Origin of the sequence: Microbacterium gallinarum (genome assembly GCF_014837165.1) — a bacterium.
GTDB lineage: Bacteria > Actinomycetota > Actinomycetes > Actinomycetales > Microbacteriaceae > Microbacterium > Microbacterium gallinarum.
Map to the genome: position 1 here is coordinate 195959 of NZ_JACSPM010000003.1, position 20387 is coordinate 216345.

Consider the following 20387-nt stretch of genomic DNA (forward strand, 5'->3'; position numbering starts at 1 on the left):
GCTAATGGAGAAGTGCACTTTGAAGCGCTTGCGTCCCTTCCCGAACCCCGCAGGTCCACGAAGCGACAGAACGCCCCCTGGTGGGACGTTCGTCCTTTTGTCGTGCGTGGAGCGATTCGAACTCCCAGATAGGTCCCTGCGGCAGAGGCACCGCGCAGCCGTCTGCGCTTCTACCTCTCACGCGAGGGCGAGGCTGCCGTCCAGATAGGCGGTGAGGATGCGTCTGAGCCGCGGCTCGAACTCGATGAGCGCGTGCCCGAGCCGGGGATCGTCGCGATACAGGGCCGCGATCTCCGGGGGCGGCGTCGAAATCTGCCAGAATGTGCCGGCAACCGAGACGGCGACGGCCACGAGGTCGCGGGCTGCGTCGTCGCTCAAGCCGGGGAGCGCTCTGCGTGCCGCCGCCGAGATCACGCCCAGATGCTCGCCGCTGGTGAGCTTGTACGTGCGCACGGCCTCCACGGAGACGTTGCGCTCGAGGTTCATCGGGGTCTGCGCGAAGAGGTCGCACAAGAGACCCCGCGCTCCCAACGTGGTCGCGAATGCGTCCGCGACTTCGGACGGGCGGGATGCGCCGGAAAGCCGCTCGCAGAGAACCGGCGTCCATTCCCGCCACCCGTCGGCCGTGAGCCGTAGGAAGATCTCCTCCCTCGTCTCGAAGTAGCGGAGCAGGGCCGACTTGTGCATCCCGACCTCCTCAGCGATATCGGTCAACGTGATCGCGCGGATGCTCCGTTCGGCGGCCAGCGTGCGGGCGGCGTCCAGGATCGCCCGCTCGCGCACCGCCTTCGCCTCGGAGGAGCGCGCGCGCTGGAACGATGCGGATTCATGCATGACAACAGCGTAGCGCAACAGGGTTGCACTATTTAGCACAATGGTGTTTCATTAACCCCATGAATCAGACATGGTTTGTCACCGGCTCCTCGCGGGGCTTCGGTCGTGCTCTCGTTCTCGCGGCACTGCGTGCGGGCGATCGCGTCGTCGCCACCGCACGCCGGCCCGAGCAACTCGATGACGTGGTTGCCGAGTTCGGCGACAGCATCCTCCCGCTGGCGCTCGACGTCACCGATCCGCGCCGTGTCGCGGTCGCCCTGCACGAGGCGCGCGAGCGCTTCGGGCGCATCGACGTCATTGTGAACAACGCCGGATACGCCAATGTGGCGCCGATCGAGACGGCATCGGAGGGCGATTTCCGGCAGCAGTTCGAGACGAACTTCTGGGGCGTCTACCACGTGTCCCGAGCGGCGATCCCCATGCTTCGCGAACAGGGGAGCGGCCTCATCGTCCAGTTCTCCTCCGTGGGCGGACGCGTCGGCGGCACGCCGGGTCTCGGCTCCTACCAGGCCGCGAAGTTCGCGATCGACGGCTTCAGTCGCTCGCTCCGTGCCGAGATCGCACCGTTCGGCACGAAGGTCCTCGTCGTCGAGCCCAGCGGTTTCCGCACGGACTGGGCGGGGTCGTCGATGGAGGTCCACGATGTGCCGGAAGAGTACGCGAGCACCGTCGGTGCGGCCGGCGGCATGCTGCGGCCCCTCGCGAGCGACGCCCCGGGTGATCCGGCACGTGTGGCCGAGATCCTGGTCGCCCTGGCGAAACAGTCTGAGATCCCGGAGAACCTGCCTGTCGGCGTGAACGCGACCGAGATGAGCGTCGCCCTTGAACGGAATCTCTTGGCCTCGGATCTCCGGTGGGCTGCCGTCAGCCGCTCCGCCGACATCGGCGAACCTTTCCCCGCCCCCTTCCCCGTCACCGCTTGACCCGCGGCGCGCCGGCTCACTTCCCACTCAGACGCAAGGAGATCGCAATGCCCGAATCCACTGACCGCGAGTACGCGACGGCGCTCGATGAGGCCGAAAAGCTCCTGGGCTTCCGCCTCGAGCGCTTCCTCGGGACCGCACCGACGGAGCCGGAGAACGCCGAGGACTTCAAGCGGATCGCCACCATCCAGGCGTTCGGCGATGCCTGGCCGCGCACCGAGCGCCTCGATACCCGCACGCGCGCGCTCGTCTCCGTGACCATCGCGGCGTCTCTCGGCGTGCTCGAGCCACTCCGCGGGCAGCTGCGCATCGCCCTCAACAGCGGAGCCACCAAGGAGGAGCTCGTCGAGGTCTTCATTCAGATCGCTGCCTACGCCGGCGTCGCGCGCGCGTTCGAGGGCTACGGCATCGCGGCCCAGGTCTTCGCAGAGCACGCCTGAGCGCACTCGTGGTCCGGCGCCGAAGCAACCACCTCGACGACTGTCCTCAGTAGACGTTGGATTCGCCCTCTGGGTAGACCATCACGCCCACTTCCTGAAGCGTCTTACTCAAGCGCGCACGCTCCCGGCCCGTCTCATAGGCGTCGATGAATACGACGTTGGGTGCGTCTGCGGAGGTGAGGTGGTTCCTGGCTGCGTGGAGGGCGGCGACCGCGCTGTCGGGGAGCAGGTACGCCTCCACCGATTCGGTGGGGCTTGTCATCCGCAGTGCGGCGCCGCGCGCGTTGAACGAGTCGGGACTTTGACACGATGACCCGACCATCCAGTCATTCGCCGACACGTCAATGCTGCTGATCACGCACAGCTCGCCTGAAGCGCTGAACGCCGTGAATATCGCCGCATTCCCTGTGGTGCCGACAAGTCGCAGCGTTCCCGAGTCAATGTCGTCGTCGTCGCACTCACACGTCACCGCTGCAAGAACCGGCGTCGACTCATCGGGTACCTGCTCCAAGAACAACCAGACGACCGTCTGTCGATCAGCAGGCCCGACCATCGAACTCGGTTCAGTCGGTTGGTCGGTCGTAGCCGAAGCGGCGCACCGGACGCGCCAAAGGGCGCCCGGCCGACTCCGGTGCCTGATCTAGATTTGCGTGATGAACCTCTCGCACCTGGGCGCGCCGATCCGGCCGATCACCCGCGTGGAAGGCGGGTTCGCGAACCGTCTGTACCGGCTCGATACGGAGGAAGGATCGTTTGCGGTCAAGGAGATGAATGTCCTAGACCGCCGGTGGACGTACCACTTCGATGACGTGTTGAGGCTCGAGCGCGCGGCGTTCGCTGCGGGTATCCCCATGCCGGAGCCGATTTCAGCCAGCGAACACACTCTCGTGCACCGGTGGGTCGACGGCGAGAAGGTGCCCGAAGCGCCGGTGTCACCGTCTTATGCGTTCGAGATCGGCGAGATCCTCGCGCGCATTCATGCGCTCGGCATCGAGTGGACCCACCCCCCGATCAAGGCTCAAGTGTCCCGCGACTGGCCCCAACTCGCGGCACGAGCATCGGAGACCGGACAACCGTGGGCAGACGAGCTCGCCTCCCATACCGAGTCCCTCCTCGCGATCGCCGAATTCGTCGACACCTGCCACCTGCCGGGTCCCCTAGTGTTGACCCACAGAGACATCCAGCCCTGGAATTTGCTTTCTCGAGACGGTCGGCCTGTGGTGCTCGACTGGGAACTATCGGGGATGCTGGACCTGTCGGGTGAACTCGGCTCGACTGCGCTGAGTCTTGCCAAGGGACCCGGCTTGGACGACGTCAAGCCCGCCGTCTTCCGCTCGGTCCTCGACGGCTACGTCGCCAACGGCGGAACGCTACCGCCGACGGGGTCCAGCTGGTTCGCCTTCTCGATCAGCGGCTGGCTTGAGCACACCCGGTGGAACGTCGTCCGCTGCCTCGCCGGCACCGAGGCGACCACCGGACCCGGCCTAGCACTATCGCACGAAGCCGTCTGGAACGGGGTACGCGGCCTCCCCGACATCTACCGTCGACTCCCGGACCTCGAGACACTCCTTCCGTAGAGGAGACGAAGTACTGACAGCGAGCGCACCGGTCGCATCCAACTCTGAGCGACCCGCTACTCGTCGACTCCGGCGGAAGTAGCGGGCGGCCCTAGAACAGCGCGCGCGACGGCCGATCAGCGCTCGGCCGGCGTCGGTTCATCTTCAGGTGGGCGATCGCGACCACGCAGCTGCGCTGGTGAGCGGAGGAGCTGAGCGCGGGCCGCGGCCCCCGCCATCGGCTCCTCCACGGCAGGCCCGGGCCGCGACGCGTCCCCAGCTGCCACGCGGGGGAGGCGCCGCTGAGCGGTGCGCTCCTAGCGTGGGCGGGTGACCGCCTCCGAACACCCGTCCCCGGCGTCGCCGAGACGGCGACTCGGGCTGGGCGCGGCCGTCGTGCTGGTCATCGCGGCTCTTGCCGTGACGGTGGCGATCGGCGTCCTGCGCGGCGCGTCAGCGCCCGTCGAGCAGGTCGTCATCGATGAACGCGGATCGGATGCCGCGACCCCGGCCTCGCAGTATGTGCACGTGTCGGGCGCGGTCACGGCTCCCGGGCTCTACGTGCTCGCTGCGGGCGCGCGCGTCGTGGATGCGGTGGCCGCGGCCGGCGGATTCGCGGCTGATGCCGACCAGAGCGCGGTGAACCTCGCCCGGCCGGTTGCCGACGGGGAGCACCTGCATGTCCCCGCGCTGGGGGAGACCCCCGACGCCGGCGGCCCCGCGGCGCAGGCGGGCGACGGGCGGGTCAACCTCAACACGGCCGATGTCGCGGCGCTCGACACGCTTCCGCGTATCGGCGAGGCCATGGCGCAGCGCATCATCGACTGGCGGGAGCAGAACGGGCGCTTCACGTCCGTCGAGGATCTGCTCGCCGTGCCCGGCATCGGCGACAAGATGCTCGAGGCGCTGCGCGATCTCGTGGTGGTCTGACGTGCCGCTGCGGCTGACGCTCCGGCTCGTCCCGGTAGCCGCGGCGGCCTGGGTCGCGGCATCCGTCTGCGTGATCCTTCCTGTGGCGGCCGGAGGCGTGGCCATCGCGTGCTGGGCAGCTGCGCTCGGCGTGATCGCATGGGGCGTCGTTCGGCGACCTGCCGACACGCGGCTCCGACAGACCGTCGTGGTCGCCGCCTTCGCACTCGCCCTGGCGGCAGCCGTCGCGTCGCACGTCGCGCTCGCGCAGCCCGCGCGGGCGGGCGTGACCGAGCTCGCCGTCGACGGCGGGCGTGCGATCGAGGTCCGCGCGACCGTCGTGGGAAAGATCGAGCGCCGGGTCGACGGCAGCCTCGCGTTCGACGCGCTGGCGACGCGGATCGCCGTCGGCGATGTCCCTCACACCGTGCGGGTCGATGTCGTCGTACGGGTCAGCCCGGACGACGTGCATCCGCACGCCCAACTCGACGTCGGCTCCGAAGTCGAGGTGCGGGGCACAGCGCACAGCGGCCGCCCGGGCGAACGAGCGGTGGTGGAGGTGAGCGGCACGCGCGGTGTCGAGGTGATCGGCCCACCGCCGCAGACGTTAGCTGTGACGGCCGCGCTCCGTCGGGGGCTGGTGGCGGCGGTCGCCGACCTGCCAGGCGATGGGGCGGGGCTCGTCCCCGGACTGGCGGTCGGCGATACGTCGATCGTCTCGGCCGAGCTCGACACGGCCATGAAGGAGTCCTCCCTGTCGCACCTCACCGCGGTCTCGGGTGCGAACTGCGCGCTCGTCGTCGGTCTCGCGTTCTTCGGCGCAGCGGCCGCCGGTGCGGTCCGTGCCCTGCGCGTGGTCGCCGGACTCGCCGCACTTGCGGGCTTCGTCGTGCTCGTGACGCCCGAGCCGAGCGTCGTGCGCGCGGGCGTCATGGCGGCGATCGCCATGCTGGCGGTGCTGCTCGGGCGGCCGGGTGCGGGCATGTCGATCCTGTCGCTCGCGGTGGCGGTGCTGCTCGTCGCCGACCCGTGGCTGGCCGTCTCGCTCGGATTCGCGCTCTCCGCCGCAGCCACCGGCTCGCTGCTGCTGTTCGCGCGGCCGCTTGCCCGCGGCCTGGAACGGGCGCTGCCGCGTGCACTGGCCTTGGCCATCGCCGTGCCGCTGGCGGCGCAGCTCGCGTGCGGCCCGCTGCTGGTGCTGATCGCGCCGCAGGTGCCCCTCTACGGCGTCGTCGCGAACCTGCTGGCGGCGCCGGCCGCCCCCGTCGCCACCATCGTGGGGCTCGCCGCCTGCCTGACGGCGCCGGTGCCGTGGCTGCAGGACGGTCTCGCCGCCCTCGCGTGGGTGCCGGCTGCGTGGATCGCCGGTACGGCGACGACGTTCAGCGACCTGCCGGGCAACCTGCTCCCGTGGATCGACGGCGTGCACGGTGCGGTCGCCCTGGCGGCTGTGGGGCTCGCTGCAGGCGTCGTGATCGCGGTGCGGCGCTCCACCCGCCGCGCGCGAGTCACCGTCGCTCTGGCGGCCGTCGTCTTATCGATTGTGACCGGCGTCGTCGCCGGCTCCGGACTGCTCACGTCGGTGGGTGGCCGGTGGACCCTGCCGCAGGACTGGACGGTCCTGGCGTGCGCCGTCGGGCAGGGCGACGCGATCCTGCTGCGCTCGGGCGGCGCGGTGGCGCTGATCGACACCGGCCCCGCACCCGAGTCGCTCACAGCCTGCCTCGACCGCGCCGGGGTGGGGCGCGTCGACCTCCTCGTGCTGACGCACTTCGACCTCGATCACGCCGGCGGCGTCGACGCGGTGGCCGGGCGCGTCGGAACGGTGCTCCACGGCCCCACAGCGTCCGGCGACGACAGGCGCGTGCTGGAGGAGCTCGCGCAAGGGGGTGCGCAGCTGACCGCCGCACGCTCCGGGCTGAGCGGTACCTTCGGTGAGGCGCGGTGGCGCGTGCTGTGGCCGACCGCCCGGAGTCGCGCCTTCCCCTCGGGCAACGACGCCAGCATCGTGCTCGACGTGCGCGGGGGAGGGATCCCGACGATGCTGCTGCTGGGCGACCTCTCCGCGTCCCCGCAGCGCGCGCTCGAAGCATCCGGTGCACTCCAACCGGCCTATGCCGTCGTCAAGGTCGCTCACCACGGCAGCGCGGATCAGGATGTCGCGTTCTACGCCGCGGCGCAGCCAGGCCTCGCCCTCTTCACGGTCGGCGCGGGCAACGACTACGGTCATCCGCGCGCCGAGATCCTCGATGCGCTCACGGGGCTCGGCGCTCGGATCGCCCGCACGGATATCGACGGCATCGTCGCGATGTGGGGGAGTGGCGACGCCGTCTCGGTGTGGCGCGAACGCGGCGGCTGAGTCGGGGGTGCTCGGTAGGCTGGAGACATGGCATCGACTGCGCGACGCGCCCCCTCGAAGGCAGCGCGCAGCGCGATCCCGCAGCTCTCATGGCGGGCACCCCAGCCGGCGCCCATCGTGCTCGTCTCCGGCCCCGAAGACGTCTGCGCCGAGCGGGCGATCGCCGGAGTCCGCGACTACCTCCGCGCCGAAGACCCGAGTCTCGAGGTCTCCGACCTGCGCGCCGACGACTACGCCGCCGGTTCGCTCCTTGGGGTGGCCTCGCCGTCGCTTTTCGGCGAGCCGCGTCTGGTGCGCGTGACAGGCGTCGAGAAGTGCTCCGACGCGTTCCTGGCCGAGGCGATCTCGTACCTCGCGGCGCCGCAGGACGGCGCGACGGTGGTGCTGCGGCACACCGGCGCGAGCGTGCGCGGCAAGAAGCTGCTCGACGCCATCCGCGCCGGCCACGGCGGCGGAGTCGAGGTCGCCTGCCCGGCCATCAAGCGCGACTCCGATCGCTTCGACTTCGCGGCGGGCGAGTTCCAGGCTGCGAAGAAGCGCATCGCGCCCCCCGCGCTCCGAGCGCTCGTGTCGGCGTTCGCCGACGACGTCACCGAGCTCGCCGCCGCGTGCCAGCAGCTCATCGCCGACGTGCCCGGCGACATCACCGAGCAGGTCGTCGAGCGCTACTATGGCGGCCGCGTCGAGACCTCGGCGTTCACCGTCGCCGATACCGCGATCGCAGGTCGCTACGGTGACGCTCTGATCGCCCTCCGCCACGCTCTCGCCTCCGGGGCCGACCCCGTGCCGCTTGTCGCAGCCATCGCGATGAAGCTGCGCACCATGGCCAGGGTCGCCGGCAGTCGTGAGCCCGCCGCCGCCCTCGCCGGCCGGCTCGGACTCAAGGACTGGCAGGTCGACCGCGCCCGTCGCGACCTCTCCGGCTGGAACGAGGCGTCGCTCGGCGGTGCCATCCAGGCCGCCGCGCGAGCCGACGCCGAGGTGAAAGGCGGCTCTCGCGATGCGGTGTTCGCGCTCGAGCGCCTCATCACGGTGATCGCGACGCGCGCGCCCTACGGCGCGTAAGCCGCATCCCGACGCGTCAGCAACCGGGGCCGCCCCCTCAACGCCGAAGGCCCGCCCCCAGAGGGACGGGCCTTCGATCGAATCCGGTGAGGATCAGAGCGCGGCGACCTGCTTCGCGATGGCCGACTTGCGGTTCGCGGCCTGGTTCTCGTGGATGACGCCCTTGCTCACGGCCTTGTCGAGCTTCTTGGTCGCCTTCTGCAGCGCCTTCTCGGCGGCGGCCTTGTCGCCCGCGGCGACGGCCTCGCGGGTGCGACGCACCTCGGTCTTCAGCTCGCTCTTGACGGCCTTGTTGCGCTCGCGCGCCTTCTCGTTGGTCTTGTTGCGCTTGATCTGCGACTTGATGTTCGCCACGGTGAAGTTCTTTCGTGTCTGATGGATGGGATTTGCCGCGTTACGGGTAGAGGGGCCGCTCGCGGCGTCGTGCGGAGGTGGGACCCCGCACGCAAGCCAATCACCGAGTTTATCAGGTCTGCTCGAGCGTCGTGATCGCCAGGTTCAGGAGCGCGTTGAACACCTGCGGTCGCATCACCGTGACGTGGTGGGTCGTGCGCGGCACGACCACGAGCTCGGCGTGCGGAGCCAGCTCGAGGAAGAGCCGCTCGTTGACGCGCAGCTGGTCGTACTGTCCGTTGACGAACCAGAGCGGCACCTCGATGTGCCGCAGCGCGGCGAGGAGGTCGAGCACCGACAGGCTGCGCAGCGCGACGTCCTGTGCGTCCAGCGCGTAGCCGCCGGCGCCGAAGTCGTCGCGCGTCTCGGGGGGCAGGATGCGGTCGAGCATGCGGTTGGTCAGCCACATGCCGCGGTCGGGGAGCGAGTCGAACCCGCGGGCGAGCATGCGGTAGGTCGCGAGGCCCACTCCGCGGGGGATCGCGGTGCACGACGCGGCGATGAAGGCCGCGACCGGTGGCGTGTCCTCCTGGCCGACGTACTCGATCGAGATGAGGCCTCCCATCGAGTGACCCGCCAGCAGCACCGGCCCGCGGGCCGAGGCATCCCGCACCGCGTCATCGATCGTCGCGAGGGCGCCCTCGAGGGTGAACTCCTCCGACATGCGCGACCCGTGGCCGGGCAGGTCGACCGGCGTCACGGGGTTGCCGCGCTCTGCGAGGTACTCGATCTGCGAGCGCCACATGGTCGCGGACGTGCGGATGCCGTGCACCAGCACCACCTGCACGACCATCGCCCCAGGCTAGCGAGCGCGCCCGCGCGCCGCTCGAAGCCTCGGCAGGATGCCCGCCCGCAGGGATCCAGCGACTGCGCAGGGTGGAGGCATCCCTCACCCGTAGAATCGACGGGATATGTCACCGCGCGCCCTGAAGCCTCTCGAGCCGTCCGCGACCCCGCCCGAGCTGATCCGCAACTTCTGCATCATCGCCCACATCGACCACGGAAAGTCGACGCTGGCCGATCGGATGCTGCAGATCACCGGCGTCGTCGCCGACCGCGACATGCGCGCGCAGTACCTCGACCGCATGGACATCGAGCGCGAGCGCGGCATCACGATCAAGTCGCAGGCGGTGCGGATGCCGTGGCAGACGGCCGAGGGCACGTTCGCGCTCAACATGATCGACACGCCCGGCCACGTGGACTTCACCTACGAGGTGAGCCGTTCGCTCGCGGCCTGCGAGGGCGCGATCCTGCTCGTCGACGCCGCTCAGGGCATCGAGGCCCAGACGCTCGCCAACCTCTACCTGGCGCTCGACAACGACCTGCACATCATCCCCGTCCTCAACAAGATCGACCTCCCCGCCGCCGATCCCGACCGTTTCGCCAAGGAGCTCGCGAACCTCATCGGCGGCTCGCCCGACGACGTGCTGCGGGTGAGCGGCAAGACCGGTCAGGGCGTCGAGGAGCTGCTGGACCGCCTGGTCGGCGAGATCCCGGCCCCGAAGGGCGACGCGGATGCCCCGGCCCGGGCCATGATCTTCGACTCGGTGTACGACTCCTACCGCGGCGTCGTGACCTACGTCCGCATGATCGACGGCAAGCTCTCCCCGCGGGAGCGCATCCAGATGATGTCGACCACGGCGACCCACGACCTGCTCGAGATCGGCGTCTCGAGCCCCGAGCCGGTGCCCACCAAGGGCCTCGGCGTGGGTGAGGTGGGCTACCTCATCACCGGTGTGAAGGACGTGCGCCAGTCGAAGGTCGGCGACACGATCACGACCCACCGCAAGCCGGCGACCGACGCACTGCCGGGCTACACCGATCCGAAGCCGATGGTCTTCTCGGGCATCTACCCGATCGACGGCAGTGACTACGGCGACCTCCGTGAGGCACTCGACAAGCTGAAGCTCTCGGATGCCTCGCTCCAGTACGAGCCCGAGACCTCGGTGGCGCTCGGCTTCGGCTTCCGCTGCGGCTTCCTGGGCCTGCTGCACCTCGAGATCATCACCGAGCGCCTCTCGCGCGAGTTCGGCCTCGACCTCATCACGACGGCGCCCAGCGTCGTGTACGAGGTGCTCACCGACACCGGCGAGACCGTGGTCGTCACCAACCCCAGCGAGTACCCCGACGGCCGCGTCGCCTCGGTGAGCGAGCCGATGGTCAAGGCGGCCATCCTGCTGCCCAAGGACTTCGTCGGCACGGTGATGGAGCTCTGCCAGGGGCGGCGCGGCTCGTTGCTGGGCATGGAGTACTTCTCGGAGGAGCGCGTCGAGCTGCGCTACAACATGCCCCTCGGCGAGATCGTCTTCGACTTCTTCGACCAGCTGAAGAGCCGCACGCAGGGCTACGCGAGCCTCGACTACGAGCCGGCAGGCAGCCAGGAGGCCGACCTCGTGAAGGTCGACATCCTGCTGCAGGGTGACAAGGTCGACGCGTTCAGCTCGATCGTGCACCGCGAGAAGGCGTACGCCTACGGCACGATGATGACTGAGCGGCTCCGCAAGCTCATCCCGCGCCAGCAGTTCGAGGTGCCCATCCAGGCCGCCATCGGCGCCCGCATCATCGCCCGCGAGAACATCCGGGCCATGCGCAAGGACGTGCTCGCCAAGTGCTACGGCGGTGACATCACGCGAAAGCGCAAGCTGCTCGAGAAGCAGAAAGAGGGCAAGAAGCGCATGAAGATGGTCGGTCGCGTCGAGGTCCCCCAGGAGGCGTTCATCGCCGCTCTCTCGGGCGACGTCGAGGGGAAGTCGGCGAAGTAGGCTGGTCGTCATGCGTCGAGGGAACTTCCGGGACGACACCGTCGACTACGCCGCCGTCGGGGCGACGCAGGCGGCCGACCTCATGCACTACCCGCCGGAGCGCAGCATTCCGGCGGAGGAGTCGTGGCGCATCGGCAGCGGCGAGGCGCGTTTCCTGGGCGCCGGCGAGGCGCTGATGTCGTGGACCGCGCAGCGCGGTGCCGGCCTCACCGTGAAGGACGTGCGGCCGGCCGCCGGGCCGATGTACTCCGGCGTGAGCTTCGACGGCGAGGGCAACCCCATCGCACCCAGTCGGTCCGAGTCCGACCTCCGCTACGACGCCGACGGCACGCCCTACGTCGGCGCGGGCACGACGATCCGCGTCGATGGTCGCGTGCGAGGACTGCGCGCCGATGCCGAGCTGCGCGTCATCTTCGCGGTCGAAGAGCCGCGGCGCATCGGGTTCGCCCTCGGCACGGTGGGCGACTCCGTCGTGAGCGGCGAGGAGTCGTTCATGCTCGAGTGGCACGACAACGACGAGGTGTGGTTCACCGTGCGCGCCTTCGATGCGCCGTCGTCATTCGTCTACCGTCTGCTGCCCGGCCTGATCCGCCGCCGCCGACGCGAGCTCTTCACGCGGTACCTGCGGGCGATCTCGCCGCTGTACACGACGCCCGCGTGAGCTGCTGATGGGCTCCGCGCTTCCCCTCGGCGAGCCGGTCCCCGCCGACGGCTCCTTCCCGCCGGGCACGACGATCGACGCGGCGACGCCGTTCGGCGTGTACCTGCACGTGCCGTTCTGCCGCGTGCGCTGCGGCTACTGCGACTTCAACACGTACACGTCCGACGAGCTGCGCGGCGCGCGCCAGGACCAGTACGCCGACACCCTGCTGCGCGAGGTCGCCCTGGCGCGCGGAGTGCTGGAGCGCACCGGACCGCTGCGCCCCGCCTCGACCGTCTTCTTCGGCGGCGGCACCCCGACGCTTCTCCCGCCCGGGGACCTCGGCCGCATGCTCGAGGGCGTGCGCGGGGCGTTCGGCATCGCCGAGGGCGCCGAGGTGACGGTCGAGGCCAACCCCGACACGGTCACCGATGCGGTCGCGGCCGAGCTCGCGGCATCCGGAGTCACCCGGCTGTCCATCGGCATGCAGTCGGCCGTTCCCCACGTGCTCGCGGCGCTCGACCGCACGCATGACCCGGCGAACGTGCGCACCGCGGTCGCCGCAGCGCGCGCAGCCGGCCTCGATGTGAGCGTCGACCTCATCTACGGCGCGCCGGGGGAGTCGCTCGACGACTGGCGCGCGTCCCTCGACACCGCGATCAGCCTCGCGCCCGACCACGTGTCGGCGTACGCGCTGATCATCGAGGACGGCACGAAGCTCGCCCGGCAGATCCGCCGTGGCGAGGTGCCTGCGCCCGACGACGACCTGCAGGCGGACATGTATGAGCTCGCCGACGAGCTGCTCGCGGCGGCCGGCTTCGACTGGTACGAGGTGTCGAACTGGTCGCGCGGCGTCCACCAGCGCTCGCAGCACAACCTGGCGTACTGGCAGGGCACCGACTGGTGGGGGTTCGGCCCCGGCGCGCACAGCCACGTCGCCGGCGTGCGGTTCTGGAACGTCAAGCACCCTGCCGCGTACGCGCAGCGCCTCTCGGTGGGGGAGTCCCCGGCCGCCGCGCGCGAGGTGCCCGACGTGGAGGCGCGGACGCTCGAGAACGTGCTGCTGCGCACTCGCATCCGTGAGGGGCTGCCCGTCTCGGAGCTGCTCGGCGAAGGGCGGCGTGCGGTCGCGGCGCTCATCGCGGACGGGCTCGTGGACGGGCCGACGGCGCTCCACGGCCGGATCGTGCTCACGCTGCGCGGTCGCCTGCTCGCCGATGCCGTCGTGCGCGCGCTCACCGAGTAGCGGATCCGCCTGTCACGCTCCCGGCTGCGGGTCGGGGCATCCGGTAGAATTGGCACTCCAGTCATGCGAGTGCCAGCAGCGGCGTGAGGAGGCGGGATGGTCAGCGAGCGAGGGCTCCAGGTGCTGCGCGCGATCGTCGAGGACTACGTCGACACGCGCGAGCCGGTCGGCAGCAAGGCGATCGTCGAGCGCCACGCCTTCGGCGTGTCGGCGGCGACCATCCGCAACGACATGGCCCTGCTCGAGGACGAAGAGCTCATCGCGGCGCCGCACACGTCGTCGGGTCGCGTGCCCACCGACAAGGGCTACCGCGTCTTCGTCGACCACCTCGCCGACGTGCGCCCGCTGTCCACGGCGCAGCGCACGGCGATCACCTCGTTCCTCGAGGGTCCGGGCGATCTCGACGACGTGCTGGCGCGCACCGTCCGCGCACTCACCCAGCTGACCGGTCAGGTCGCGATCGTGCAGTACCCGTCGTTCGCCCGCGCGAACGTGACCCACGTCGAACTCGTGCAGCTCGGCGGCGGGCGGATGCTCGTGATCGTGGTCACCGACACCGGCCGCGTCTCGCAGCGGATGGCCTTCGTGCGCGACGACTTCGACGAGGCCGACCTCGCGCGCATCCGCGCCGAGCTCGGCACGCTGCTGGTCGGCCGCTCGGTCCGCGACGGACTCACCCGCATCGCGGAGCGGCTCGGCAACGCCGCGGTCATGACCGCGCCCCATGAGGCCGCGACGGCCGAGATCGTGCGCGTGGTGGCCGAAGAGCTCGACGAATTCCGCCAGGATCGCCTCGTCATGGCCGGCAGCGCGACGCTCGCCCGCCGCGAAGCCGATTTCCGCGGGAGCATCTATCCCCTCCTGGAGGCGATCGAGGAGCAGGTCACGATCCTGCGGCTGATGGGCGAGATGGTCGCCGACGAGAAGGGCCTCGCCGCCAGCATCGGACGCGAGAACGAGCCCTTCGGCCTGTCGGAGGCCTCGGTCGTCGCCAGCGACTATGACGCGACGGGATCGCGCGCCCGGGTCGGCATCATGGGCCCGACCCGCATGGACTACCCCACCAACCTCGCGGCGGTCAGAGCCGTCGCGCGCTACCTCACGCGGATGCTCGAGGAAGACGAGAGCAGCCGCTGACGCGGACGCGCACACGAACGATCCCCGCGGGCTCCCGCGGGCAGGAAGGCGAATGTGGCTGACCACTACGAGGTCCTCGGCGTCTCGAAGGACGCATCCCTCGACGAGATCAAGAAGGCGTACCGGCGCCTCGCACGGGAGCTGCACCCCGACGTCAATCCGGGCGAAGAGGCATCCGAGCGGTTCAAGCTCGTCACGCACGCCTACGACGTGCTGAGCGACCCCGATCAGCGCGCCCGCTACGACATGGGCGGCAGCGACAGCCCGTTCGGCGGTGCCGGCGGGTTCGGCGGGTTCAACGACATCTTCGAGACGTTCTTCGGCGCGGCGGGCGGGGGCGGCGGGCGAGCGGGTCGACCGCGCTCGCGGCGCGAGCGCGGTCAGGACGCCCTCGTGCGTGTGACCCTCGAGCTCGGCGACGTCGTCTTCGGCGTGCACCGTGACATCGAGGTCGACACGGCGGTGCTGTGCGACACGTGTCAGGGCTCGTGCTGCCAGCCCGGCACGACGCCGGTCACATGCGACATCTGCCACGGCACCGGCCACGTGCAGCGCCAGGTGCGCAGCCTGCTCGGCAACGTGCTCACCAACCAGCCCTGCAACGTCTGCCAGGGCTACGGCACGACCATCCCGTACCCGTGCGCGACATGCCAGGGTCAGGGGCGCGTGCGCGCGCGCCGCACCGTCTCGCTCGACATCCCCGCCGGCGTCGAGACCGGCCTGCGGCTGCAGCTTCCCGGATCCGGCGAGGTCGGCCCCGCCGGCGGCCCCAACGGCGACCTCTACATCGAGGTGAACGTCACGCCGCACGAGGTCTTCAGCCGCGACGGCGACGACCTGCTCGCGACGCTCGAGGTGTCGATGCCCGACGCGATCCTCGGCACGACGACGACGATCCAGTCGCTCGACGGACCGGTCGAGCTCGAGATCCGCCCGGGCGTGCAGGCCGGCGACGTGCTCACGATCAAGAGCCGCGGCATCACGCCGCTGCGCGGCACTCAGCGCGGCGATCTGCGCGTCGGCGTGCACGTGGTCACCCCGACGCGCCTCGACGGCAAGGAGCGCGCCCTCATCGAGGACTTCGCCAAGCGCACGAAGGCACCGCCGCCCCGGCTGTCCGAGTTCCACCAGGGCCTGTTCGCCAAGCTGCGCGACCGGTTCCGGGGCTGACGGTGGCACTGCACTTCGTGCTCGACGAGCCGACCGACGCCGGTCCCGGCGACACCGTCGTGCTCACGGGTGCGGAGGCGCACCACGCCGCGTCGGTGCGCCGCGTGCGCGCCGGCGAGGAGGTCACGGTCGGGGACGGCCTCGGCGCCTGGCTGACGGGCCGGTGCGAGTCGGTGGCGCCACGCGAGGTCGTGGTGAGGATCGAATCGCGGACGGATGCCGCGGCCCCACGTCCGCGCGTCGTGCTCGTGCAGGCGCTCGCCAAGGGCGACCGCGACGAACTCGCCGTGCAGGCGGCGACCGAACTCGGGATCGACGAGATCGTGCCGTGGCAGGCTGCCCGCAGCATCTCGCGATGGGACGCCGCGAAGGCCGAGAAGGGCCGCGCCCGCTGGGCGACGATCGTGCGCGAAGCGGCCAAGCAGGCGCATCGCGCGTGGATCCCCGAGGTCTCGCCGCTGGTGACGACCCGCGAACTGGTGCGCCGGGCCGCGGCATCCCGCACCCTCGTCCTCGAACCGACCGGCGTCGCGCGCCTCACCGGCGTCGACCTCGCCGGCGAGGAATCGGACGTGCTGCTCGTGGTCGGCCCCGAGGGCGGCATCGCGGCGGAGGAGCTCGCCGAGCTCGAGGCCGCAGGGGCCGTGCTCGTCCGTCTCGGCGAGAGCGTGCTGCGCACGTCGACGGCAGGGCCGGCGGCGCTGGCGGTCGTGAGCGCGTCGCTCGGCCGGTGGTGAGCGGGCCTCTCGCCGCGACGATCCGCCCCCGACCCGCGCCGGAGCCTCGTCGGTAGACTTGCGGGATGAGCGAGTCATCGATCTTCACGCGCATCCGCAACGGGGAGATCCCGTCCGAGATCATCGCCGAGACCGAGAACACGTTCGCCATCCGCGACATCGCCCCCAAGGCTCCGGTGCACCTGCTGGTGATCCCCAAGACACAGGAGTACCGCAACGTCGTCGAGCTCGCCGCGGGCGACCCCGAGCTGATGGCCGAGATGATCGGCCTCGCCAACAGCCTGGCGGCCGAGCACTCCGACGGCGACTTCCGTCTGATCTTCAACACCGGTCCGAATGCGGGCCAGACCGTCTTCCACGTGCACGCCCATGTGCTCGCCGGAGGACTCGAGGAAGCGAGCCTTGGTGCCTGACGAACAACCCCATGATCCGGTGATCGACCGGGTGTACGCCGACGGCGTCGCCATGGTGCAGCTGCTGGGACCGCAGGACCGCCTGCTGCGCGTCGTGGAGAAGGAGCATCCCGGCGTCGACGTGCACGTGCGCGGCAACGAGATCACGCTGACGGGGGAGGCGGATGCGGTGGCCGCAGCGCGCTCGCTCGTCGACGAGCTGCTGGCCATGACGAAGGCCGGGCAGGGCCTCGACCCCGCCGACGTGTCGTCGTCGAGCCGCATCCTGCGCACCGAGGGCGGACCGCGCCCGTCCGAGGTGCTCGGCGAGGCGATCCTGTCATCGCGCGGCAAGGTGATCCGCCCGAAGACGCTCGGCCAGAAGGCCTACGTCGACGCGATCGAGGAGAACACGATCGTCTTCGGCATCGGTCCCGCGGGCACCGGCAAGACGTATCTGGCCATGGCCAAGGCCGTCCAGGCACTGCAGCGCAAGGAGGTCAACCGCATCATCCTGACGCGACCGGCCGTCGAAGCCGGCGAGCGCCTCGGGTTCCTCCCGGGCACGCTCACAGACAAGATCGACCCGTACCTGCGCCCGCTCTACGACGCGCTGAACGAGATGATGGACCCCGAGCTCGTTCCCAAGCTCATGGCCACCGGCACGATCGAGGTGGCCCCGCTGGCGTACATGCGCGGTCGCACGCTGAACGACTCGTTCGTCGTGCTCGACGAGGCGCAGAACACGACTCCCGAGCAGATGAAGATGTTCCTCACGCGCCTCGGCTTCGGCACGCGCATGGTGGTCACGGGAGACATCACGCAGATCGACCTGCCCCAGGGCGCGTCGGGGCTGCGACTCGTCACGCGGGTGCTGGGAGAGATCGACGACATCCACTTCTCGTACCTCACCAGCGACGACGTGGTCCGTCATACCCTGGTCGGCCGCATCGTCGACGCCTACAGCGAGTACGACGAGCGCCGCATCGCCGCCCGCCGCGAGCGGGACGAGGCGTCCGAGTTCGCCAACCGCGCCGAGCGGCGCGCCGGCATGCGGCCGCAGAACCCGCGCGACCACCTTCCGAAGCGAGGACGCTCATGACGATCGAGATCAGCAACGAGTCGGGGATCGCGGTCGACGAGACCGTGCTGCTGCGCTTGATGGAGAACAACTTCTCCGAGCTGCATGTGAGCCCCGAGGCCGACGTCGCCATCCTCCTCGTGGACGAGGGGGCGATGGAGGCGCTGCACGTGCAGTGGATGGACGAGCCCGGACCCACCGACGTGCTGAGCTTCCCGATGGACGAGCTGCGCCCCGGCACCGAGGACATGCCGACGCCGGCGGGTCTGCTCGGCGACATCGTGCTCTGCCCGCAGGTGGCCGAGACGCAGGCCGTCGCCGCGAAGCACTCCACGATGGACGAGCTCGTCATGCTGACGACCCACGGGCTGCTGCACCTGCTCGGCTTCGACCACGCCGAGCCCGAGGAGGAGCGCGAGATGTTCGGGCTCCAGCGCGAGCTGATCACGGCGTTCCAGGCCGTGGAACGCCGCCGTAATCGCGCATGACCGCTGGACTCCTCCTCGCCGCCGCCGCCCTGCTGCTGGCGTTCGGCGCCCTCATGGTGGCCATCGACGCCGCCCTGAGCGTGACCTCCCGGGCCGACCTCGCCGAGCTCGGCGCGTCCGGTCGCAACGCGTCCGCGCTGCGGCGGATCGCCGCTGACCCCGAAGCGCACACGAACGCCGTGATCTTCATCCGCGTTCTCGCCGAGACCACCGCCGCCGTGCTCGTCACCGTCGCGTTCACCATCCTGTTCGACAGCATCTGGTGGGCGATGCTCGCCGCCGCGGTGCTGATGACCGGCATCTCGTACGTCGTCGTCGGAGCGAGTCCGCGCAACGTCGGCCGGCAGCACGCCAAGGGGCTGCTGCGGGGCGCCGCACCGGTCATCCGCGGCGTCCGCATCATTCTCGGGCCCCTCGCGCACGGTCTCGTCGCGCTCGGCACGCGCATCACGCCCGGAGCATCCCGCGGGGCATCCTTCGCTTCGGAGGAGCAGCTGCTCAGCATCATCGACGAGGCCGCCGAGAACGAGCTGATCGAGCAGGACGACCGCGAACTGATCCACTCGGTCTTCGATTTCACCGACACGTTCGTGCGGGCCGTCATGGTGCCGAGAACAGACATGGTCACCGTGGATGCCACGGCTTCGACGCGCGAGGCGATGTCGATCTTCCTCGACAAGGGCATCTCGCGCATCCCGATCGTCGACGACGAGGCGGACGACGTGGTCGGCGTGCTGTACCTCAAGGACCTCGTGCAGTTCGGCTTCCGCGACGAGTCCGGCTGGCGCGACGCGCCCGTCACGCGCATCGCGCGACCGGCGGTCTTCGTGCCGGAGTCGATGAAGGCCGAGACGCTCCTGCAGCAGATGAAGCGCGACGCCGTCCACGTGTGCCTCGTCATCGACGAGTACGGCGGCGTGTCGGGCCTCGTCACGCTCGAGGACCTTATCGAGGAACTCGTCGGCGAGATCGCCGACGAGTACGACCCGCGCTCCGACGAGGTGACCGAGATCGAGCCGGGGCACTACCGTGTCAGCGCGCGGCTCGGCCTCGACGAGGTGGGCGACCTGTTCGGCATCGACCTCGAGGACGAGGACGTCGACTCCATCGGGGGACTGCTCGGCAAGGCCCTCGGTCGCGTGCCGCAGCCGGGCGCGACCGCCGAGTACGGCGGGCTGGTCATGACCGGCGGCGCCTCGCGCGGTCGCGGCCGCGGCATCTCCACCGTCTTCGTCGAGCGCGGGGAGTCCGCCGACCCGGACGAGCAGAACGGTCGCGTGCCCCGCACCGCCGAGATCCACATCGTGTCGACCCGCACCGGCGAGGTGCGCGTCCAGAGGAGAGGCGACCGCCCATGACCGAGACGACCCGCTCCGGCTTCGTCACCTTCGTCGGACGACCGAACGTCGGCAAGTCGACGCTGACCAACGCCCTCGTCGGCGAGAAGGTCGCCATCACCAGCGACAAGCCGCAGACGACCCGCCGCGCGATCCGCGGCATCGTCAACCGGCCGGCCGGCCAGCTCGTGATCGTCGACACCCCCGGCATCCACAAGCCGCGCACGCTGCTCGGCGAGCGGCTGAACAGCCTCGTGGAGCAGGTGCTCGGCGACGTCGACGTGATCGGGTTCTGCGTGCCCGCGACCGAGAAGGTCGGGCCCGGTGACCGTCGTATCGCGGAGTCGCTCGACGGCTACCCCCGGGCGAAGAAGGTCGCGATCGTGACCAAGACCGACGCGGCCACCCGTGACCAGATCACCGAGCGCCTCATGGAGGTCGATTCCCTGCGCGAGGACTGGGCCGCGGTCATCCCGCTGTCCGCGCTCACCCGGGAGCAGCTGGACGTGCTCACCGACGAGCTGCTCGTCCTCATGCCCGAGGGGCCGGCGCTCTACGAGGCGGACGTCGTGACCGATGAGTCCATGGAGGATCGCGTCGCCGAGATCATCCGCGAAGCCGCGCTCGAGGGCGTGCGCGACGAGCTGCCGCACTCGATCGCCGTCACCATCGAAGACATGGGGCCGCGCGAGGACTCCGACCTGACCGACATCTACGCGAACATCGTCGTCGAGCGCGACAGCCAGAAGGCCATCATCATCGGCCGCAAGGGGTCGCGTCTGGCCGATGTGGGCAAGCGCGCCCGCGCCGGCATCGAACCGCTCGTCGGCACCCGCGTGTTCCTCTCGCTCCATGTGCGCGTCGCCAAGGAGTGGCAGCGCGACCCGAAGCAGCTGGGCCGGCTCGGCTTCTGACGGT

General features: G+C 70.3%; 21 protein-coding genes. 17 read left to right on the forward strand and 4 right to left on the reverse strand.

Features of this window, described 5'->3' with window-relative positions; translation table 11 throughout:
* Positions 1-177 precede the first annotated feature (177 nt).
* Complete coding sequence (locus H9622_RS10445) at positions 178-783, reverse strand: TetR/AcrR family transcriptional regulator (protein WP_318247085.1); 606 nt, start codon at positions 781-783, stop codon at positions 178-180.
* 110 nt (positions 784-893) lie between these two features.
* Here H9622_RS10445 and H9622_RS10450 point away from each other — a divergent pair, with 110 nt between their 5' ends.
* Both H9622_RS10450 and H9622_RS10455 read left to right on the forward strand, forming a co-directional pair.
* Positions 894-1757: an SDR family NAD(P)-dependent oxidoreductase gene (locus H9622_RS10450; protein WP_191766336.1), complete on the forward strand. Its 864-nt coding sequence runs from the start codon at positions 894-896 to the stop codon at positions 1755-1757.
* Positions 1758-1804: 47 nt separating this feature from the next.
* Positions 1805-2197 (forward strand): carboxymuconolactone decarboxylase family protein, encoded by a 393-nt coding sequence (locus tag H9622_RS10455; RefSeq protein WP_191766337.1) that lies wholly within the window; start codon positions 1805-1807, stop codon positions 2195-2197.
* A gap of 46 nt (positions 2198-2243) precedes the next feature.
* On the opposite strand, the gene H9622_RS10460 is transcribed toward H9622_RS10455, so the two are convergent.
* Entirely contained in the window at positions 2244-2714 is a 471-nt protein-coding gene (locus H9622_RS10460) for a hypothetical protein (RefSeq protein ID WP_191766338.1), read from the reverse strand.
* Positions 2715-2850: 136 nt separating this feature from the next.
* Between H9622_RS10460 and H9622_RS10465 the strand changes: the two genes are divergently transcribed.
* The 4 genes from H9622_RS10465 (at position 2851) to holA (ending at position 8086) form a co-directional block, all read left to right on the forward strand.
* Positions 2851-3774 (forward strand): phosphotransferase family protein, encoded by a 924-nt coding sequence (locus tag H9622_RS10465; protein WP_191766339.1) that lies wholly within the window; start codon positions 2851-2853, stop codon positions 3772-3774.
* Positions 3775-4083: 309 nt separating this feature from the next.
* Positions 4084-4683: a ComEA family DNA-binding protein gene (locus H9622_RS10470; protein ID WP_318247086.1), complete on the forward strand. Its 600-nt coding sequence runs from the start codon at positions 4084-4086 to the stop codon at positions 4681-4683.
* Position 4684: 1 nt separating this feature from the next.
* Entirely contained in the window at positions 4685-7021 is a 2337-nt protein-coding gene (locus tag H9622_RS10475; protein ID WP_318247087.1) for a ComEC/Rec2 family competence protein, read from the forward strand.
* 27 nt (positions 7022-7048) lie between these two features.
* Complete coding sequence (gene holA, locus H9622_RS10480) at positions 7049-8086, forward strand: DNA polymerase III subunit delta (protein ID WP_191766340.1); 1038 nt, start codon at positions 7049-7051, stop codon at positions 8084-8086.
* A gap of 93 nt (positions 8087-8179) precedes the next feature.
* Here the strand turns inward: holA and rpsT are convergent, their stop codons facing one another.
* Both rpsT and H9622_RS10490 read right to left on the reverse strand, forming a co-directional pair.
* The gene (rpsT, locus tag H9622_RS10485) at positions 8180-8440 is read right to left on the reverse strand and encodes a 30S ribosomal protein S20 (RefSeq protein WP_191766341.1); all 261 of its coding nucleotides are present in this window, start codon (positions 8438-8440) and stop codon (positions 8180-8182) included.
* Positions 8441-8552: 112 nt separating this feature from the next.
* Positions 8553-9272, reverse strand: a complete 720-nt coding sequence (locus tag H9622_RS10490) for an alpha/beta fold hydrolase (protein WP_191766342.1) — start codon at positions 9270-9272, stop codon at positions 8553-8555.
* A gap of 118 nt (positions 9273-9390) precedes the next feature.
* Between H9622_RS10490 and lepA the strand changes: the two genes are divergently transcribed.
* The 11 genes from lepA to era all read left to right on the forward strand — a co-directional run bounded on the left by lepA (position 9391) and on the right by era (position 20383).
* Positions 9391-11241, forward strand: a complete 1851-nt coding sequence (gene lepA, locus H9622_RS10495; RefSeq protein ID WP_191766343.1) for a translation elongation factor 4 — start codon at positions 9391-9393, stop codon at positions 11239-11241.
* A 10-nt stretch (positions 11242-11251) separates the two neighbouring features.
* Positions 11252-11902 carry a DUF1990 family protein gene (locus H9622_RS10500; RefSeq protein ID WP_191766344.1) on the forward strand — a complete coding sequence of 217 codons (651 nt, stop codon included), beginning with the start codon at positions 11252-11254 and terminating at the stop codon, positions 11900-11902.
* Positions 11903-11909: 7 nt separating this feature from the next.
* Positions 11910-13127, forward strand: coding sequence for a radical SAM family heme chaperone HemW (gene hemW, locus H9622_RS10505; RefSeq protein WP_191766345.1), 1218 nt, complete (start codon positions 11910-11912; stop codon positions 13125-13127).
* Positions 13128-13223: 96 nt separating this feature from the next.
* Positions 13224-14264, forward strand: coding sequence for a heat-inducible transcriptional repressor HrcA (hrcA, locus tag H9622_RS10510; protein WP_191766346.1), 1041 nt, complete (start codon positions 13224-13226; stop codon positions 14262-14264).
* A 54-nt stretch (positions 14265-14318) separates the two neighbouring features.
* Positions 14319-15434: a molecular chaperone DnaJ gene (dnaJ, locus tag H9622_RS10515; protein WP_191766347.1), complete on the forward strand. Its 1116-nt coding sequence runs from the start codon at positions 14319-14321 to the stop codon at positions 15432-15434.
* 2 nt (positions 15435-15436) lie between these two features.
* Positions 15437-16171, forward strand: a complete 735-nt coding sequence (locus tag H9622_RS10520) for a 16S rRNA (uracil(1498)-N(3))-methyltransferase (RefSeq protein WP_191766348.1) — start codon at positions 15437-15439, stop codon at positions 16169-16171.
* 65 nt (positions 16172-16236) lie between these two features.
* Positions 16237-16584 carry an HIT domain-containing protein gene (locus H9622_RS10525; protein ID WP_191766349.1) on the forward strand — a complete coding sequence of 116 codons (348 nt, stop codon included), beginning with the start codon at positions 16237-16239 and terminating at the stop codon, positions 16582-16584.
* 52 nt (positions 16585-16636) lie between these two features.
* The gene (locus H9622_RS10530; protein ID WP_225221998.1) at positions 16637-17665 is read left to right on the forward strand and encodes a PhoH family protein; all 1029 of its coding nucleotides are present in this window, start codon (positions 16637-16639) and stop codon (positions 17663-17665) included.
* Positions 17662-18132 carry an rRNA maturation RNase YbeY gene (gene ybeY, locus H9622_RS10535; RefSeq protein WP_191766350.1) on the forward strand — a complete coding sequence of 157 codons (471 nt, stop codon included), beginning with the start codon at positions 17662-17664 and terminating at the stop codon, positions 18130-18132. Before H9622_RS10530 ends, ybeY begins: the two co-directional genes overlap by 4 nt.
* Complete coding sequence (locus tag H9622_RS10540) at positions 18129-19490, forward strand: hemolysin family protein (protein ID WP_191766351.1); 1362 nt, start codon at positions 18129-18131, stop codon at positions 19488-19490. Before ybeY ends, H9622_RS10540 begins: the two co-directional genes overlap by 4 nt.
* Entirely contained in the window at positions 19487-20383 is an 897-nt protein-coding gene (gene era / locus H9622_RS10545) for a GTPase Era (RefSeq protein ID WP_191766352.1), read from the forward strand. The genes H9622_RS10540 and era overlap by 4 nt, the downstream gene beginning before the upstream one ends.
* The last annotated feature ends 4 nt before the right edge of the window (positions 20384-20387 follow it).

Bases quoted from the DNA above. Each gene is read 5' to 3' on its own strand.
- H9622_RS10450 (WP_191766336.1), top strand. From the start codon at position 894: ATGAATCAGACATGGTTTGTCACCGGCTCCTCGCGGGGCTTCGGTCGT.
- H9622_RS10455 (WP_191766337.1), top strand. From the start codon at position 1,805: ATGCCCGAATCCACTGACCGCGAGTACGCGACGGCGCTCGATGAGGCC.
- H9622_RS10465 (WP_191766339.1), top strand. From the start codon at position 2,851: ATGAACCTCTCGCACCTGGGCGCGCCGATCCGGCCGATCACCCGCGTG.
- holA (WP_191766340.1), top strand. From the start codon at position 7,049: ATGGCATCGACTGCGCGACGCGCCCCCTCGAAGGCAGCGCGCAGCGCG.
- H9622_RS10490 (WP_191766342.1), bottom strand. From the start codon at position 9,272: ATGGTCGTGCAGGTGGTGCTGGTGCACGGCATCCGCACGTCCGCGACC.
- lepA (WP_191766343.1), top strand. From the start codon at position 9,391: ATGTCACCGCGCGCCCTGAAGCCTCTCGAGCCGTCCGCGACCCCGCCC.
- H9622_RS10500 (WP_191766344.1), top strand. From the start codon at position 11,252: ATGCGTCGAGGGAACTTCCGGGACGACACCGTCGACTACGCCGCCGTC.
- hemW (WP_191766345.1), top strand. From the start codon at position 11,910: ATGGGCTCCGCGCTTCCCCTCGGCGAGCCGGTCCCCGCCGACGGCTCC.
- hrcA (WP_191766346.1), top strand. From the start codon at position 13,224: ATGGTCAGCGAGCGAGGGCTCCAGGTGCTGCGCGCGATCGTCGAGGAC.
- H9622_RS10525 (WP_191766349.1), top strand. From the start codon at position 16,237: ATGAGCGAGTCATCGATCTTCACGCGCATCCGCAACGGGGAGATCCCG.
- H9622_RS10530 (WP_225221998.1), top strand. From the start codon at position 16,637: ATGGTGCAGCTGCTGGGACCGCAGGACCGCCTGCTGCGCGTCGTGGAG.
- ybeY (WP_191766350.1), top strand. From the start codon at position 17,662: ATGACGATCGAGATCAGCAACGAGTCGGGGATCGCGGTCGACGAGACC.
- H9622_RS10540 (WP_191766351.1), top strand. From the start codon at position 18,129: ATGACCGCTGGACTCCTCCTCGCCGCCGCCGCCCTGCTGCTGGCGTTC.
- era (WP_191766352.1), top strand. From the start codon at position 19,487: ATGACCGAGACGACCCGCTCCGGCTTCGTCACCTTCGTCGGACGACCG.